Below are 16,209 nucleotides of genomic sequence, written 5' to 3' on the forward strand. Positions count from 1 at the left end.
CGTCGCAAAGATCATCCGGTGAGAGGCGGCAGCGAAGGCGGCCGACCGGCCCGGAACTCCCAGCACCTTGTGGCGGTTGCGCAAGCGATGCGGACTGCGTGCAAGGGGGCAAAACAAAAGGAATAGGCCATGACGACTCCAAAAACCCGGCCAACCATTATTCTCGGCGAAAGCCATTCGTATCCGGTGCTGCCGCTCCGCGACATCGTCGTATTTCCGCACATGATCGTGCCGCTGTTCGTCGGCCGCGAGAAATCGATCCGCGCCCTCGAAGAGGTGATGAAGAACGACGCCCTGATCCTGCTCGCGACGCAGAAGAACGCGTCCGACGACGATCCGAGCCCGGATTCCATCTACGAAGTCGGTACGCTCGCCAGCGTACTGCAGCTCCTGAAACTTCCCGACGGCACCGTGAAGGTGCTGGTCGAAGGGCTCGAGCGCGCGCGTGTGCAAAAGTATTCCGACCGCATCGAATATTACGAGGCGACCGCGATCGCGCTCGCCGATACCGACGCCAACTCGGTCGAAGCCGAGGCTCTGGCGCGCTCGGTCGTGTCCGACTTCGAAAGCTATGTGAAGCTGAACAAGAAGATCTCCGCCGAAGTCGTCGGCGTGGTTCAGGCGATCACTGACTTCGCCAAGCTCAGCGATCAGGTCGCGCAGCATCTCGCCGTCAAGATCGCGGATCGCCAGGCCATCCTGGAGACGTTGTCCGTCACGCAGCGCCTGGAGAAGGTGCTGGGCCTGATGGAGAGCGAAATCTCGGTGCTGCAGGTCGAGAAGCGCATCCGCTCGCGCGTCAAGCGCCAGATGGAGAAGACCCAACGCGAGTATTATCTGAACGAGCAGATGAAGGCGATCCAGAAGGAGCTCGGCGACGACGAAGGTCGCGACGAACTGGCCGATCTGGAAGAGAAGATTGCCAAGACCAAGCTTTCCAAGGAAGCGCGGGAGAAGGCGCAGCACGAATTGAAGAAGCTGCGCCAGATGTCGCCGATGTCCGCGGAAGCCACCGTCGTGCGCAACTATCTCGACTGGCTGTTGTCGATTCCGTGGAACAAGAAGTCCAAGGTCAAGAAGGACCTCGAGCAGGCCCAGGCCGTGCTGGACTCCGATCATTACGGGCTCGAGAAGGTCAAGGACCGCATCGTCGAATATCTCGCCGTGCAGTCGCGCGCCAACAAGCTGACCGGACCAATCCTGTGTCTGGTCGGGCCTCCCGGCGTCGGCAAGACTTCGCTTGGCAAGTCGATCGCGAAGGCGACCGGCCGTGAGTTCGTGCGCGTCTCGCTTGGCGGCGTGCGGGATGAAGCGGAAATCCGCGGTCACCGCCGCACGTATATCGGCTCGATGCCCGGCAAGATCATCCAGTCGATGCGCAAGGCCAAGACCTCGAATCCGCTGTTCCTGTTGGACGAGATCGACAAGATGGGCGCCGATTTCCGCGGCGATCCGTCGTCGGCGCTGCTCGAGGTCCTCGACCCCGAGCAGAACTCGACCTTCAACGACCACTATCTGGAGGTCGATTACGATCTGTCGAACGTCATGTTCATCACGACCGCGAATACACTCAATATTCCGGGGCCGCTGATGGACCGCATGGAGATCATCCGGATCGCCGGCTACACCGAGAACGAGAAGGTCGAGATCGCGCGCAAGCACCTGATCCCGAACGCCATCTCCAAGCATGGCCTCGATTCCAAGGAATGGTCGATCGACGACGATGCTCTGCTGTTGATGATCCGCCGCTACACCCGCGAAGCGGGCGTGCGTAACCTGGAGCGTGAGCTCTCCACACTCGCCCGCAAGGCGGTGAAGGAGCTGATGATCTCCAAGAAGAAGTCGGTCAAGGTCACCGAGAAGACTCTCGAAGACTTCCTCGGCGTGCCGAAGTACCGCTTCGGCGAGATCGAGAGCGAGCCGCAGGTCGGTATCGTCACGGGTCTGGCCTGGACCGATGTCGGCGGCGAGCTCTTGACGATCGAAGGCGTCATGATGCCCGGCAAGGGCAAGATGACGGTCACGGGCAACCTGCGCGACGTGATGAAGGAGTCGATCTCGGCGGCGGCGTCCTACGTCCGCTCGCGGGCGATCAACTACGGCGTCGAGCCGCCGCTGTTCGACAAGCGCGACATCCACGTCCACGTGCCGGAGGGCGCAACCCCGAAGGACGGACCGTCGGCGGGTGTCGCGATGGCCACTGCGATCATCTCGGTCATGACCGGCATTCCGGTCCGGCACGATGTCGCGATGACCGGCGAAATCACGCTGCGTGGTCGCGTGCTGCCGATCGGTGGTTTGAAGGAGAAGCTGCTCGCGGCCGCGCGTGGCGGCATCAAGACAGTGCTGATCCCCGAGGACAACGCCAAGGATCTCACGGAGATTTCCGATGCGATCAAGGGCGGTATGGATATCGTCCCGGTTGCTCGGCTCGATGACGTCGTCGCCAAGGCGCTGGTCCGCGCCCCAGTGCCGATCGTCTGGGAAGAGGACACCAAAGTGCCGGTCAAGCAGGATGCCTCGGACGAAGCGGCCGGTGGCCTGACGGCCCACTGAGCTCGATCGGTCACCACGGATCATCGAACTGAAACGATAGAACGGCGCCTTCGGGCGCCGTTTTTGTTTGGTGCGGATGGGATTTCGTCTTGAACCTCGGCCCGGCGGACGGAGTTGATGAGGGATGGAAATCGACGGGCAATGCCATTGCGGGCGGGTGACCTATCGGGCCGATATCGACCCTGAAAAAGTGTCGATCTGTCACTGCACCGATTGCCAGAACCTGACGGGCTCGCCGTACCGGGTGACGGTGATCTGTTCGGCCGAGCAGGTCCGCATGACCGGCGCGCCGGCAAAGGTTTATCCGAAGAAGGGTGATAACGGCCGAACGCGCTTTCAGCACTTTTGCGAAGTCTGCGGCTCGCCATTGTTCACCAGCGGAGACGGCGGACCGGACGATTGGGGCATCCGCTGGGGCAGCATTCGCCAGCGCAATCGGCTCAAGCCGGCACGGCAAATCTGGTGCCGCTCCGCCGCGCCGTGGATCCACGATCTTGAGGCGCTACCCGGGCGGCCGGGCGACTAGAGCAACCAAGCGCGGTTATCCCACCTTGCACCAAAGGGGGTTGAGAGGCTAAACAGGCGGCTTACGGGCGGCTAGCTCAGCTGGTTAGAGCATCTCGTTTACACCGAGAGGGTCGGGAGTTCGAATCTCTCGCCGCCTACCAGCCTTCGCCCTGCGGGCTTCGCTGGGCATGCCAGCATTCGCGGAAGTGGTGGCGCAGATGCTTTGCGCGCAGGGCGAGGGCTGTCTCGCCGAAGCTCGAAGAGCGTAGGCGGACTCTTTCGAAGTTGAATCACGACAAAAGAGCGGGGCAACGTCGCCACCAGCCACGCTCGCAATGCCGATCAGGTCGCACACTGGCACGGTCCAGCGGGCCAGCGCGGGGCGGTGCCGGACCATCCCGCGAGCGACCTCTACAGACGACCTCTACAAGTTTCGCGATACCGACGGCAATTTCCTTCGCCGCGTTCACCCAACTCATCCTTGTTGAGGCAAGCATATCTCAATTCGGCGCACACATCCCTGCGAACGGGTCGCCCGCAGGCTTCCCGATATCTACGGCAATTGCCTTCGCCCCGCTCCCCCAGCGCGTCCTTGTTTTCGCAGGCAAGCCTTAATTGCTCGCAACGCCCACCTCCTCGATCTACTCGGACGCCTCCCGGTCCAATCTCAATGGATTGAGAAAAGGCCGAAATCGGAATTATAAAAAGAGCGGCCGCCGCTGCGGCGCCGAACGCATATTTGCGCGTTCCATTCATCTTGATCCCTCCAGGTGCTAGTGCCGGTCAGTGCCTTGCGGCAATAGATCACGCAAAAGGCGGGATATCGTTCCGAAGGAAATCCAGGAAAGTGTAGCTATGGCTGTAAATCTCGGGGTAGATGAACAAACGAAGCGGCATCACGGCAATGATACGGCAACGGCCTGGCACAGGTGCGACGGACGTTCGAAATTGAAAAAGGAACGCGCACATGGACACACCGGCAAGCCACGAACAAAACGCTGACCAGGTCGCCTACTGGAACGGTCCGGCCGGACAGCGCTGGGCGGAGCGGCAGGCGGCGCAGGACGTACTGCTCAAGCCGGTCGCCGACCTTGTCGTCGACCGGGCCAGGCTGAAGCCGGGCGACCGCGTCATTGATATCGGTTGCGGCAGTGGCGCCACCGCGATTGCGTTTGCGCGGAAGGTCGCGCCATCGGGCCATGTGCTCGGCATCGACGTATCCGGCCCGATGCTGGAGCGCGCGCGGCAGGCTGCACCGAAGGATCTGCCGATCGATTTCGTTCTGGCGGATGCCACCGTCTATCCATTCGAACTTGCCAGCTTCGATGTGCTGGCCTCGCGGTTCGGCGTGATGTTCTTTGCCGATCCCGCGCTGTCGTTCGCCAACATGCGGAAAGCGCTGCGGCCGACGGGGCGCATGGCGTTCGCCTGCTGGCGCGAGCCGCGCGAAAATTCGTTCTTCATGGCGCCGCTTGCGGCCGCCTACAAGCACGTGCCAAAGCTGCCGCAGCTTGGGCCGGAAGATCCCGGGCCGTTTGCGTTTGCCTCGGAGGCGCGCGTGCGCCGTATCCTCGACGCGGCCGGCTTTACCGGCGTCGAAATGGAAGCGTGTCCGCTGTTGCTGGATGCAGCGATTGGCCGCGGCCTCGACGGCGCAGTGCAGGGCGCGCTGGAGATCGGTCCGGTGAGCCGTGCGCTGGACGGCCAGCCGGAAGAAGCTCGCGCTGCCGTCGCCGCTTCCATTCGCGAAGCGCTCACGCCGTTCGCGAAGGGCGACGCAGTGCTGCTGCCGGCGTCGGTCTGGATTGTGACCGCAAGGGCGTCGTAGTTCACCTCCGTCATTGCGAGCCACCCGGTCGGCGCGAGGCGCCGCCGGATGACAGGCTCCGCGAAGCAATCCTTAGATAGCGCCGCAGAACGGAAAAATGGATTGCTTCGTCGCTTCGCTCCTCGCAATGACGGGGGAGAGAGCGGTGCGCGGACTCGCTACGACCGCTCTTCCCAGATCATAGCCAGATGCACGATGGTCTCCGCCGCCTTCTCCATATCTTGACGGCTGACCCATTCCAGCCGCGAATGGAAGGCGTGTTCGCCGGCAAAAATGTTGGGGCAGGGCAGACCCATGAACGACAGCCGTGAGCCGTCGGTACCGCCGCGGATCGAGCTTCGCACCGGTGTCAGCCCGGCGCGCTTGATCGCCTCGATGGCGTACTCGACCGTCTCGGGGTGGCGGTCGATCACCTTTTTCATGTTGCGGTATTGCGGCTTGATCTCCATCCGGTAGGTCGAGCGCGGATAATCCTTCATCACGTCTTTGACAATGCCTTCGAGCAGGGCTTTCTTTTGCTGCAGGCCCTCGTCGGTGAAATCGCGCACGATGAAGCCGATGGTGGCTTTCTCCAGCGCGCCCGAAATGCCGATCGGGTGCAGAAAACCTTCCTTGCCTTCAGTCGTCTCGGGCGAGCAGGTATCCTTGGGCAGGCGGTCGATGATGGCCGCCGCGATCTTGATGGCGTGCTCCATCTTGCCTTTGGCAAAACCGGGATGGGTCGAGACGCCTTCGATGGTGATGGTGGCGCCGTCGGCTGAAAAGGTTTCGTCCTCGATATGCCCGGCACTTTCGCCGTCCATCGTGTAGGCGAAGTCGGCGCCGAGTTTTTTCAGGTCGACCTTGTCGACGCCGCGGCCGATCTCTTCATCCGGTGTGAACAGGATCTTGATGGTGCCGTGCTTGATTTGCGGATTTTCGATCAGGAACCGCGCCGCATCCATGATCTCGGCAAGGCCGGCCTTGTTGTCGGCGCCGAGCAGCGTGGTGCCGTCGGTCGTAATGATGTCATGGCCGATCTGGCCGGCGAGCGCGGGATGATCGGCAAAGCGGATCACCTGGGTGAGATCACCCGGCAGCACGATGTCGCCGCCCTGATAATTCTTCACGATGTGCGGCTTGACGTTGGCCCCGGTGCAATCCGGGGAAGTATCCATGTGCGAGCAGAAGCAGATCACCGGGACCTTCTTCTCGGTAGTGGCCGGGATCGTCGCATAGACATAGCCGTGCTGGTCGAGATGGGCGTCGGCGAGCCCCATCGCCTGCAGCTCTGATGCCAGCAGGCGGCCCAAATTCTTCTGCTTCTCGGTGGACGGGCAGGTCGGCGAGGCCGGATCGGATTGAGTGTCGATCACGACATAGCCCAGGAGGCGCTCGGTGACGTCGTGGGTGAAGGCTATGGGCGAACGCGGCATGACGATCCGGAAAAGTTGAGCAAGGAAAGCGCTCTATAACAGAAAAGCGCCATTCCGGGTCCCGCCGGAATGACGCTTCTGGTGCGATCGGGGACGCGTTGGGTCAGACGGCTTCCTTGAGTTCCTTGGCTGCGCGGAACGCGACCTTTTTGCTGGCCTTGATCTGGATCGGTTCGCCGGTGGCGGGGTTGCGCCCGGTGCGGGCGGCGCGCTTGCGGACCTGGAGGATGCCGAGGCCAACGATCCTGATCCGCTCGCCCTTTTTCAGGTGTTTTGTGATCTTGCCGACCATGTCGGTCAGGATCGCCTCGGCGGCCTTTTTCGACAGATCATGTTCCTCGGCGAGAGCTGCTGCCAGATGCTTCAGTGTGATGGTGGCTGGAGCCGCCGCTTTCTTCGCCATGTCTGGCCCTCCTCATTGGTTGAATGGCTTTGAGCGCGTTCGTCGATGCCGGTCCGCGCGGGGAAAATGCGTTCGTGGTGACTTGAAATCCGCGGTTCCGGTACGACCGGAGCGGAGAGGATTTCAAGAAACCCAAGCGTAGCAGGCCTTAAACGATTCGGATAATCGCCGCCGGCGCTGTTTTACCTGAAATCAGGCCGTTATTTGCACAGGAATCGCAGAAGCGCCCGTCTGACGCGGGGATTCGCAACGTCCTTGACTAAGCGGGAGCGGGCCTTTATGCCGTCGGTTCTGCGCGGATCAGGATCTGATTACGGCATCCGCGGGAGTAGCTCAGTTGGTTAGAGCGCCGCCCTGTCACGGCGGAGGCCGCGGGTTCGAGTCCCGTCTCTCGCGCCATTTTCTCGATGGCTTAGCTGGTTCCCGTTTTTGGAAAAGTATTTCCATAGGCTCCGCGGAAATACTTTTGGCTGGGTTTTGTTCTATTGAATCCCGACCTTTCGGTTTACAAAACCCGTAGTGCGATTTGTGCCAGCATTTTTCCCCGTCCGGGCCTGGCGGGTTTTGGCCTGAACTGTCAGGTAGCGCTGCCGAACCACCGCATCTAATGATCGATGGATGAGGCGCCCGTTAGTTGCCGACATAAATCGGCAGGCGGCCTTCCGCCTCGGCTTTGCGCCCCTCCAGAAAGTCGTTCGTGCGATATAGCGCGCCATATTGTGCATCGAGTTCGCGGTAGGCTGCGTTCTCTGCCCCATCTATCGCTAGGTGCGCTGATGCGAGCGTCGTTCGGATGCCGAGCGGCGCGCAGCCAGCGACCCGTTCCGCGATCTCGATACCAAGAGCAAGCGCCTTCTCGCGGTCAGGCGCGATCTCCTGAACGACCCCAATGCGGCGCGCTTCGTCCGCTCCCCAATGGTCGCCCGTCAGCATGTATCTCATCGCGTTCGCCCAACCTGCCTCGCGGACGAACCTCACCGTCGCACCACCACCCGGAAAGCGGCCATGAGTGTTTTCATCCTGGCCGAATCGAGCATCGGCGGCAGCGATCCGGATATCTGCGGTGAGCAGGAGTTCATGCCCCATGTTCCATGTATCGCCATGCGCGACCACAATCAGCGGCTTGCTCAGGCACTTGATCTTTCCGAGGGGATCCAGCTCTCCTTCGACGAGTGTGGTCGGCTTTCCAGTCTTGGCAAGCTCCGTGAATGCGTCGACATCAACGCCGCGCGAGAAGTTTTCGCCCTGCCCAAAAAGGACGGCCGCTCTCAGCGAACTATCGTGATCGTAGTCGTAATAGACTTTTGCAAGAGCATGATATGCCTCGGGGTCAATACGATTGTGAGCGTAAGGTCGGTTGATCCCGATCAGAAGGATACGTCCTCGACGTTCGATCGTGATCTTAGCGCCGCTTTCGGTGCATCCATCGTCCATTGTCGTGTCCTTTAACTTCACGTTGACCGCGGTAAATCAACAAGGCGAACGGCCCCGGCGCACTTTAACCGGGGCCGCCCACTCCCGGCTGGGGCTTGGGGGCTATAAAGCCGGAAGCGCGGATTCGACTCTTTGGGGAACTTCAGGTTCCATGCCCACCCTAATTTCAGTTCCCCGAGCGTCCTCAGGACAACACCGATATTTGGCTATTTGGCTGCCGCCTCGGTTGGCCCTCCGGAACAGCGAAATACTTTCGGTCATCTTGACGCAATGTGGGCCTCAAATAGTCTTGCCGCTCATTGATTTTGCTGGCTTTTCGCCGCCCTGTCACGGCGGAGGCCGCGGATTCGAGTCCCGTCTCTCGCGCCATTTCCCGATGGCTTGACGTTGATCTCCGAGACTGCCGCAAACAAAGAGGCCGCCCGAGGGCGGCCGTTTTTATTCCAACGATATCGATATCGCTTAACGGACCGTCGAGGTGTTCGAGCTGGTGACGACGACCGGCTTGCCCGCTTTTACGACCTGGGCAGTCTGGCTGTACTCCGAACCGGTCCGAGCCGAAATGCCGAAGGCCGCAACCGCGATACCGGCCACCAATGCGACAACCACGATCTTCAGGTGGGTACTGCGATCCGCCGAGTGAAAGGAGTGGTTCATGTGATGCCTCCCGGACGCCTTTGGCGTCCTGTGTTGGAAAGAGACGTACGCCCCGTCTGTTTCAGGATCGTTTCGCGGTTTCGGCAAAATGGTTTCATTCGGCTCGTTTTTGGCCGGTTTTTCGCCCGATTATCCGTGATGTAGATCACATATAGACCACGCGGCCGGGATCGAGCGCGGCTCACACCGGGGCTAGCGGATCAAAACAACAATAAAAACAAAGGGAAGGGCCGGTGGCGACCGGATTGGATCAGCTCGCCTGCTGGATGTCGCCGCGAATCGTCCGGGCCGCCCAGATGAACAACAGGGAGCCCAGCGTGGTCGTGACCGCGGCCGACAGCAGCGAATACCGCACGGCCTCCGCGCCAAAATCGACCTTCAAGGTGTCGTTGAGCATGCCGACGGCGAGCGGACCGACGCCCTGGCCAAAGCAGGTCGCGGTCAGCAGCACGATCGCCGACGCTAGCGCCCGCATGCTCGACCTGGCGACGGTCTGCGCCACCGCAAAGATCGGCCCGAGATGGAAGCCGACCAGGAATGAGGTCAGCGCAGCGCCGCGACCATGGTGGTGAAGTCGGGCGTCAGCATGCACAGCGCAAACACCGGGCCCGCAAGGCCCGACATGATCGCGGGCGCCCATAATCCCAGCGGTCATCTCGGCGGCCGACCAGCGCGACCACGAGACCGCCGACCAGCGTGCCCGCCATCCCGCTCAGGCCCTTGAAGGTGCCCGCATAGGTGCCGATCTCGGCGCTGGAGAGATGATGCACGCGTGCCAGGAACGGCGGAATCCAGGCTGATGTGGCGTAATTGGTGTAGCTCGTCAGGCAAACCCGATCAGCACGATGACAAAGGTCCGTTGAGAGGCGAGGAAGCCGAGCGTCGGCCCGATCGGTTCCGGCTTGAATGTTTCCGCCATCGCGCCGCGCTTTGGTTCAGCGACGGTCAGCCACAGCACGGCAGCGAGCGCGAGGCCGGGCAGGCCGGCGGTATAGAACGCCATGCGCCAGCCGTAGTGCTGGTTGACGTAGCCGCCGATGAAATAGCCGAGAAAAACGCCGAGATAGGTACCGATGGCATAGATGCCGAGCGCGCGCGGGCGTTCGTTCTTGCTGAAGAGATCGGCGATGATCGACTGCGAGGCCGGCGTGCCGCCAGATTCACCGATGCCGACACCGATCCGCGAGAACGCCAGAGTGGCCACGCTTTGGGCCGTGCCGCAAAACACCGTCATCGCGCTTCAGAACGCCAGCGCGATTGCGACGATGTTACGACGGTTGAAGCGGTCGGCGATGCGCGCGATCGGGATGCCGAGCAGCGAATAGAACAGCACGAAGCCGAAGCCCGCCAGCAGCCCCATCGTGGTGTCGCTGAGCGCGAATTCCTTTTTGATCGGCTCGGTCAGAACGTTGAAGATGGTGCGGTCGAGGAAGTTCAGCGCGTAGATGACGGTCAACAGCGCGAGCACGTAATAGCGTCGGAGCGAGGGCCTTGCGGTGGCTTCCACTTGAGCGGCCGCCTGCGGCGCGACATCAACCATGCTTTCCCCTGAATGTTCTTTTTTGCTGAAGCTGCCGCTCACGCCTCGCGAATGAAATTGCCCGCCTCGAATTCGACCGGCGGCGCGGTTGAATCGAAGGAGACGCCGATCGGATCGCGGCCGGCGGCGATCGCTGCGAGTTGCTCGCTCAGCATCCGCCGGATCATCAGGATGCCGCGGTCGCTCTGGCCGAAATGCTCTTCCGAATGCAGCGTCACCGGGCCCTGGCCGACCTGCGCCTCGTAATCGCCGGGGAATTGCTGGTGCTCCTGTTCGGTCATCTCCCACCAGAACTTGCCGTTGAATTTCGAGCGCATCCTTCCGATGTCGCCTGAATTCTTCACCCGGCCTGCGACGTAGATGCGGAAGGACGTATCGTCGATCGGCAGCGTCCAGCCGATCGACTCGACGCGGGCGAATTGCGCGACCCGCGGATTGGCCACGACGCGCAGCGTGGGGAGGGCGGCTTCGGTCACCCGATAAAACACCTTGCCGTCGTCCTGATGCCGGATCGAGCGCACGGTGACGCCGCGCGGCGACATCTCGAACTTCACTTGCGGCATCGAGGCCATCAATTCAGTGAATTGCGGGCCCGAGAACGATCCGTGCAGCACCGGCACATGGTAGGGATCGACGACGTTCTCGAAATGCTGCAGCCAGTTGCAGGGGATCACGGCCGGACCGCCGCCGCCGATCGATGAATCGTCCGCCTCGACGAACTCGCCATCGTCCATGTTCTCCAGGCATTCGTAGCGCGGCAGCACCGGTTCTTTCTCGTCCGGCCCCAGATAGGCGAAGATCAGGCCGTAGCGTTCCTCGACCGGATACCAGGGCTGCCGCACCTTGTCCTTGAACAGGCCACCCTCGGGCTCGCAGGGCTGTTCTAGGCAACGGCCCTCGGTGTCGAACTTCCAGCCGTGATAGCAGCAGCGGATGCCGTCTTCTTCGACCTTGCCGTAATAGAGCGTCGTGCCGCGATGGCAGCAGCGGGCGTGTAGCAGCCCGACATGGGCATGCCGGTCGCGAAACAACACCAGGTCCTCGCCGAGCACGCGCACTTTTCTGGGGATATTGGTGCCGTCGGACACGAGCCCGATCGGGTGCCAGTAGCGCCGCAGCAATTCGCCCATTGGCGTGCCGCGGCCGACCGAGGTCAGCTCGGTCCGGGTCGTCGATGGCTTCATGGCGTAACCAGTCCCGAGATCGCGATCCCGCTGCGTAATGGTCATGCCGTTTTCCTCCCGCCGCGGCTTTGGTGCGGCGGTCATTCGACTTGTTTTAGGAAGTGAAATGCAGATCGATGACAATATCAACGATTTCGATAGAACTATTCGATGACCCCATTCGATGGGCTTATCTGATGATCGTTCTCGATGGTCCTTGGCACCGGCACGCTTTGTTGGCAGAGGTTGCAAATGAGCCGGAAGCCGGAAAAGCAGACCGCGGCATCGCCTGCGGCCGCCGATGTCGCGGAGTTGGCGCCGATCACCGCGATGATGTCGTCGCGGCTGATGGTGCTGGCCAATCTGCTCAAGCGCGGCGCGATCCTGCGCTACAAGCGGCTGGCGGGCTTGTCCTCGGTGGAATTCGGCCTGGTGGCCTCGCTGGGGCGGCGGCCGCCGATGAGCGTTATCCGGCTTGCGGAGGCGGTCGGCATGGACAAGGGCCAGATCAGCCGGGCGCTGGCGGAACTGGTCGCCCGCAAGCTGGTCGCCAAGGCGGTCAACCCGCGGGACAACCGCGAGACGCTGGTTTGCCTGACCAAGGCGGGGCTGGCCGCCCATGATGCAATTGTGGCAGGGGCGCAGGAGCGTAACCGGCGCCTGCTGGAACAGCTCGGCAAGGAAGAGCTGGCGGTGCTGTTCGACCAGATCGATCGCCTGACCGACACGGCCGCCCAAATGCTCGCCGACGAAAAGGATTTGAAGTGAAAATTTGGGCACCATGCCGCCCGACCCGCGTTGGTCGGGCGAGGCAGGAACGCAACACTTTTTCGGGTTCTGCCGACACGTCAACGGCGGACGGAGACGTGAAACCGGCTCGTCTTGCGCCCTCTGTTGCGCTGCGCTAAGCCAAGAATAATTCCAATTAACGAATCTGCGGCCAAATCCGCAGGAAAAGGCACCGCCGATGAACGGCATCCTGCAAGATTACCTGCCACTTGTGGTCTTTATCGGGGTGGCGAGCCTGATCGGTCTGGCGCTCCTGATCGCACCGTTCCTGGTCGCGTTCCAGCAGCCGGACCCGGAAAAGCTCTCCGCTTATGAATGCGGATTCAACGCATTCGACGATGCCCGCATGAAGTTCGACGTCCGCTTCTATCTGGTTGCGATCCTCTTCATCATCTTCGACCTCGAAGTGGCGTTCCTGTTCCCGTGGGCGGTGGCGTTCGGCAAGTTAGGGGCCACCGGCTTCTGGTCCATGATGGTGTTCCTTGCTGTCCTCACGGTCGGCTTTGCTTATGAGTGGAAGAAAGGCGCGCTCGAATGGGATTGAGCCCGACAACTATAGGCTCTTCGCCCGCGATCGCGCAGGCACCAAAGGGCATTCTCGATCCCTCGACCGGCAAGCCGGTCGGGGCCAACGACCCGTTCTTCCTCGAGGTCAATCACGAGCTTTCCGACAAAGGGTTCTTCGTTGCCGCCGCCGACGATCTGATCACCTGGGCGCGCACCGGCTCGTTGATGTGGATGACGTTCGGCCTCGCCTGCTGCGCGGTCGAGATGATGCAGGTGTCGATGCCGCGCTACGACGTCGAGCGCTTCGGCTTTGCGCCGCGCGCGTCGCCGCGCCAATCCGACGTGATGATCGTGGCGGGCACGCTGACCAACAAGATGGCGCCGGCGCTGCGCAAGGTCTACGACCAGATGCCCGAGCCGCGCTACGTGATCTCGATGGGGTCGTGCGCCAATGGCGGCGGCTACTATCACTACTCGTACTCGGTGGTGCGCGGCTGCGACCGCATCGTGCCGATCGACATCTACGTGCCCGGATGCCCGCCCACGGCGGAGGCGCTGCTCTACGGCATATTGCTGTTGCAGAAGAAGATCCGGCGCATCGGGACCATCGAACGCTAAGGTTTTAGGTAATGGACGACGGCAAGCTCGACACCCTTGGGCAGACGATTGTTAGCGCGCTTCCGGGCGCGGCCACTGCCCATACGGTCGCGTTCAACCAGCTCACCGTCACGGTCGAGGCGAGCAAGATCGTCGAGGTCGTCAAGTATCTGCGCGACGATCCCTTATTGCGGTTTGTCAACTTCACGGACGTGACGGCGGTGGACTATCCCAGCCGCGAGAAGCGTTTCGACGTGGTCTATCATCTGCTGTCGCCGACGCTGAACGAGCGCATCCGCCTGCGAGCGGAAGCCGACGAGACCACGCAGGTGCCCTCGATCATCGACGTGTTTCCCGGCGCCGACTGGTTCGAGCGCGAGACCTACGACCTCTACGGCGTGATCTTCACCGGCCACCCCGACATGCGGCGACTGCTGACGGACTACGGCTTCGACGGCCATCCGCTGCGCAAGGATTTCCCGCTCACCGGATTCGTCGAGGTCCGCTACGACGACCAGGAGAAGCGGGTGCTCTACGAGCCGGTCCGCCTCAACCAGGAATTCCGCAAATTCGATTTCCTCTCGCCTTGGGAAGGCGCGGACTATCCGCTGCCCGGCGATGAGAAGGCTGAGCCGAAGGCCTGACCATGAACGAGCAACCGCAAAACCTTCGTAACTTTACGATCAACTTTGGGCCGCAGCATCCGGCTGCACACGGCGTGCTTCGGCTTGTGCTGGAACTCGACGGCGAAGTCGTCGAGCGCGTTGATCCGCATATCGGGCTGCTTCACCGCGGCACCGAGAAGCTGATCGAGCACAAGACCTACCTCCAGGCGATCCCGTATTTCGATCGGCTCGATTACGTCGCGCCGATGAACCAGGAGCACGCGTTCTGTCTCGCGGCGGAAAGGCTGCTTGGCATCACGGTGCCGCGACGCGGCCAATTGATCCGCGTCCTCTACTGCGAGATCGGCCGAATCCTGTCGCACCTGCTCAACGTCACCACGCAGGCGATGGACGTCGGCGCGCTGACGCCGCCGCTGTGGGGATTTGAAGAGCGCGAAAAGCTGATGCAATTTTACGAGCGCGCCTCCGGCTCGCGCATGCATGCGGCTTATTTCCGCGTCGGCGGCGTGCACCAGGATCTGCCGCAGAAACTGATCGACGATATCGACGCCTGGTGCGATCCATTCCTGCAGGTCGTCGCCGACCTCGACACGCTGCTGACCGGCAACCGCATCTTCAAGCAGCGCAACGTCGATATCGGCGTGGTGACGCTGCAGCAGGCCTGGGAGTGGGGCTTTTCGGGCGTGATGGTGCGCGGCTCCGGCGCGGCCTGGGACCTGCGCAAGGCGCAGCCTTACGAGTGCTATACCGAGATGGATTTCGACGTTCCGATCGGCAAGAACGGCGACTGCTACGATCGCTACCTGATCCGCATGGAAGAGATGCGCCAGTCGGTTCGCATCATGAGGCAGTGCATCGCGAAGCTGAACTCGCCGGACGGGCAGGGGCCTGTCGTCGTCGAGGACAACAAGATCGCGCCGCCGCGGCGCGGCGAGATGAAGCGCTCGATGGAAGCGCTGATCCACCACTTCAAGCTCTATACCGAGGGCGTGCACGTGCCGGCCGGCGAGATCTATGCCGCGGTCGAGGCGCCGAAAGGTGAGTTCGGCGTCTACCTGGTCTCTGACGGCACCAACAAACCTTACAAGTGCAAGATCCGCGCGCCGGGCTTTGCCCATCTGCAGGCGATGGATTTCATCTGCCGCGGCCATCTGCTCGCCGACGTCTCGGCCATTCTCGGCTCGCTCGACATCGTGTTCGGAGAGGTCGATCGGTGATGGCGCAGGCGCCCATCCAGTTTGACCGGGCTTCGGGCGTACTCGAGGGTGCGAACGCGTGGGAGCATTTGGCTGCGGTGGCGCTGGCACTGGGGTCGAAGGTGGCGTCGAATTTTTCTCATCGCGGCTACAATCTCTGCGCCAATCTGTTGCGCACCACGCTGCCCGATCGCGGCATCCAGATCAGGCTCAATCCCGACGCCATCTTCGAATTTCCCTATGGCGACGGCTACTGGAGCAAGCTGCTCAACCGCACCTACAGCTACGAGGACGAGCTCGAGCTGTTGTTCAAGGACTCCGCTGACGTCGACTACACGCTGCTCGATTGCGGCGCCAATTACGGCTACTGGTCGGTCCTGGTGTCGAGCAAGCCGTTCGGCTTGCACAAGGCGATCGCGATCGAACCGTCGGGGCAGAACTTCCCGAAGCTGGCCAACAACGCCAAAATCAACGGCAACCGTTTCGAGGCGATGAAATGCGCGATCGGCGCCGCGCGCGGCACCGCGCGGCTATCAGGCACCAAGCATGAGGCGTTCAGCATCGCCGGCGCTCAGTCGGACGGCGAGGAAGTGCCGGTCATCGCGCTCGACAATCTGCTCGATGACGGCAAGGTCGCCTCGGATGGAAAATACCTGATCAAGCTCGATGTCGAGGGCGTCGAGATCGAGGCCATGAAGGGTGGCGCGCGGCTGATGCAGATCGACAGTGTCTTCCTGTGCGAGGAGCACGGCAACGATCCCAAGCATACCGTATCGCGTTACATCCTCGAAGAGACCCCGCTGAAGCTGATCGTCTACGATCCGCGCAGCCATCGCCTTGAAACCGTGACCGACCTTTCGATTCTGGATCGGATCAAGGTTTCAACCCATGTCGGCTACAACGTGTTCGGCACCGCAAGCGCATTCTGGCTCGCCCGGATCGATGCGCTCAATGCGAAGGCCGCGCGCCCGCGTGCAATGAGAGACTGAAC

General features: G+C 61.8%; 14 protein-coding genes, 2 tRNA genes and 1 pseudogene. 11 read left to right on the forward strand and 6 right to left on the reverse strand.

From position 1 onward, the window contains the following. Positions 1 to 129: 129 nt before the first annotated feature. The 4 genes from lon (at position 130) to CQ13_RS18495 (ending at position 4,891) form a co-directional block, all read left to right on the forward strand. The gene (gene lon, locus CQ13_RS18480) at positions 130 to 2,556 is read left to right on the forward strand and encodes an endopeptidase La (protein WP_057844271.1); all 2,427 of its coding nucleotides are present in this window, start codon (positions 130 to 132) and stop codon (positions 2,554 to 2,556) included. Positions 2,557 to 2,680: 124 nt separating this feature from the next. Next, on the forward strand, positions 2,681 to 3,082 hold the full coding sequence (locus CQ13_RS18485; RefSeq protein ID WP_057844272.1) for a GFA family protein: 402 nt from the start codon (positions 2,681 to 2,683) through the stop codon (positions 3,080 to 3,082). A 65-nt stretch (positions 3,083 to 3,147) separates the two neighbouring features. Further along, positions 3,148 to 3,224, forward strand: a tRNA-Val gene (locus CQ13_RS18490). Between the two features lie 806 nt (positions 3,225 to 4,030). Continuing rightward, complete coding sequence (locus CQ13_RS18495) at positions 4,031 to 4,891, forward strand: class I SAM-dependent methyltransferase (RefSeq protein WP_057844273.1); 861 nt, start codon at positions 4,031 to 4,033, stop codon at positions 4,889 to 4,891. A gap of 158 nt (positions 4,892 to 5,049) precedes the next feature. Here the strand turns inward: CQ13_RS18495 and pepT are convergent, their stop codons facing one another. Beyond that, positions 5,050 to 6,306, reverse strand: coding sequence for a peptidase T (gene pepT, locus CQ13_RS18500; RefSeq protein ID WP_057844274.1), 1,257 nt, complete (start codon positions 6,304 to 6,306; stop codon positions 5,050 to 5,052). 103 nt (positions 6,307 to 6,409) lie between these two features. Further along, positions 6,410 to 6,709, reverse strand: a complete 300-nt coding sequence (locus CQ13_RS18505; protein WP_057844275.1) for an HU family DNA-binding protein — start codon at positions 6,707 to 6,709, stop codon at positions 6,410 to 6,412. Positions 6,710 to 7,031: 322 nt separating this feature from the next. On the opposite strand from CQ13_RS18505, the gene CQ13_RS18510 reads away from it, so the two are divergent. Further along, positions 7,032 to 7,108 (forward strand) — tRNA-Asp (locus CQ13_RS18510). Between the two features lie 231 nt (positions 7,109 to 7,339). Here the strand turns inward: CQ13_RS18510 and CQ13_RS18515 are convergent. The 4 genes and pseudogenes from CQ13_RS18515 to CQ13_RS18530 form a co-directional block, all read right to left on the reverse strand. Beyond that, a complete protein-coding gene (locus tag CQ13_RS18515; RefSeq protein WP_057844276.1) occupies positions 7,340 to 8,143 on the reverse strand; it encodes an enoyl-CoA hydratase-related protein in 804 nt (267 codons plus the stop codon). Between the two features lie 462 nt (positions 8,144 to 8,605). Next, positions 8,606 to 8,800, reverse strand: a complete 195-nt coding sequence (locus CQ13_RS18520) for a hypothetical protein (protein WP_028345774.1) — start codon at positions 8,798 to 8,800, stop codon at positions 8,606 to 8,608. Between the two features lie 250 nt (positions 8,801 to 9,050). Then, positions 9,051 to 10,340: pseudogene (locus CQ13_RS46820) on the reverse strand (spinster family MFS transporter). A gap of 38 nt (positions 10,341 to 10,378) precedes the next feature. Beyond that, positions 10,379 to 11,569, reverse strand: coding sequence for an aromatic ring-hydroxylating dioxygenase subunit alpha (locus tag CQ13_RS18530; RefSeq protein WP_057844318.1), 1,191 nt, complete (start codon positions 11,567 to 11,569; stop codon positions 10,379 to 10,381). Between the two features lie 186 nt (positions 11,570 to 11,755). Between CQ13_RS18530 and CQ13_RS18535 the strand changes: the two genes are divergently transcribed. The 6 genes from CQ13_RS18535 (at position 11,756) to CQ13_RS18560 (ending at position 16,207) form a co-directional block, all read left to right on the forward strand. Continuing rightward, a complete protein-coding gene (locus CQ13_RS18535; protein ID WP_057844277.1) occupies positions 11,756 to 12,271 on the forward strand; it encodes a MarR family winged helix-turn-helix transcriptional regulator in 516 nt (171 codons plus the stop codon). A 199-nt stretch (positions 12,272 to 12,470) separates the two neighbouring features. Further along, entirely contained in the window at positions 12,471 to 12,836 is a 366-nt protein-coding gene (locus CQ13_RS18540) for an NADH-quinone oxidoreductase subunit A (protein WP_028345777.1), read from the forward strand. After that, the gene (locus CQ13_RS18545) at positions 12,827 to 13,417 is read left to right on the forward strand and encodes a NuoB/complex I 20 kDa subunit family protein (protein ID WP_057844278.1); all 591 of its coding nucleotides are present in this window, start codon (positions 12,827 to 12,829) and stop codon (positions 13,415 to 13,417) included. Before CQ13_RS18540 ends, CQ13_RS18545 begins: the two co-directional genes overlap by 10 nt. 11 nt (positions 13,418 to 13,428) lie before the next feature. Continuing rightward, on the forward strand, positions 13,429 to 14,040 hold the full coding sequence (locus CQ13_RS18550; protein ID WP_057844279.1) for an NADH-quinone oxidoreductase subunit C: 612 nt from the start codon (positions 13,429 to 13,431) through the stop codon (positions 14,038 to 14,040). A 2-nt stretch (positions 14,041 to 14,042) separates the two neighbouring features. Further along, positions 14,043 to 15,239 carry an NADH-quinone oxidoreductase subunit D gene (locus CQ13_RS18555; protein ID WP_057844280.1) on the forward strand — a complete coding sequence of 399 codons (1,197 nt, stop codon included), beginning with the start codon at positions 14,043 to 14,045 and terminating at the stop codon, positions 15,237 to 15,239. Beyond that, positions 15,239 to 16,207 (forward strand): FkbM family methyltransferase, encoded by a 969-nt coding sequence (locus CQ13_RS18560; protein WP_057844281.1) that lies wholly within the window; start codon positions 15,239 to 15,241, stop codon positions 16,205 to 16,207. The genes CQ13_RS18555 and CQ13_RS18560 overlap by 1 nt, the downstream gene beginning before the upstream one ends. Positions 16,208 to 16,209 lie beyond the last annotated feature (2 nt).

This window comes from Bradyrhizobium retamae (assembly GCF_001440415.1).
GTDB lineage: Bacteria > Pseudomonadota > Alphaproteobacteria > Rhizobiales > Xanthobacteraceae > Bradyrhizobium > Bradyrhizobium retamae.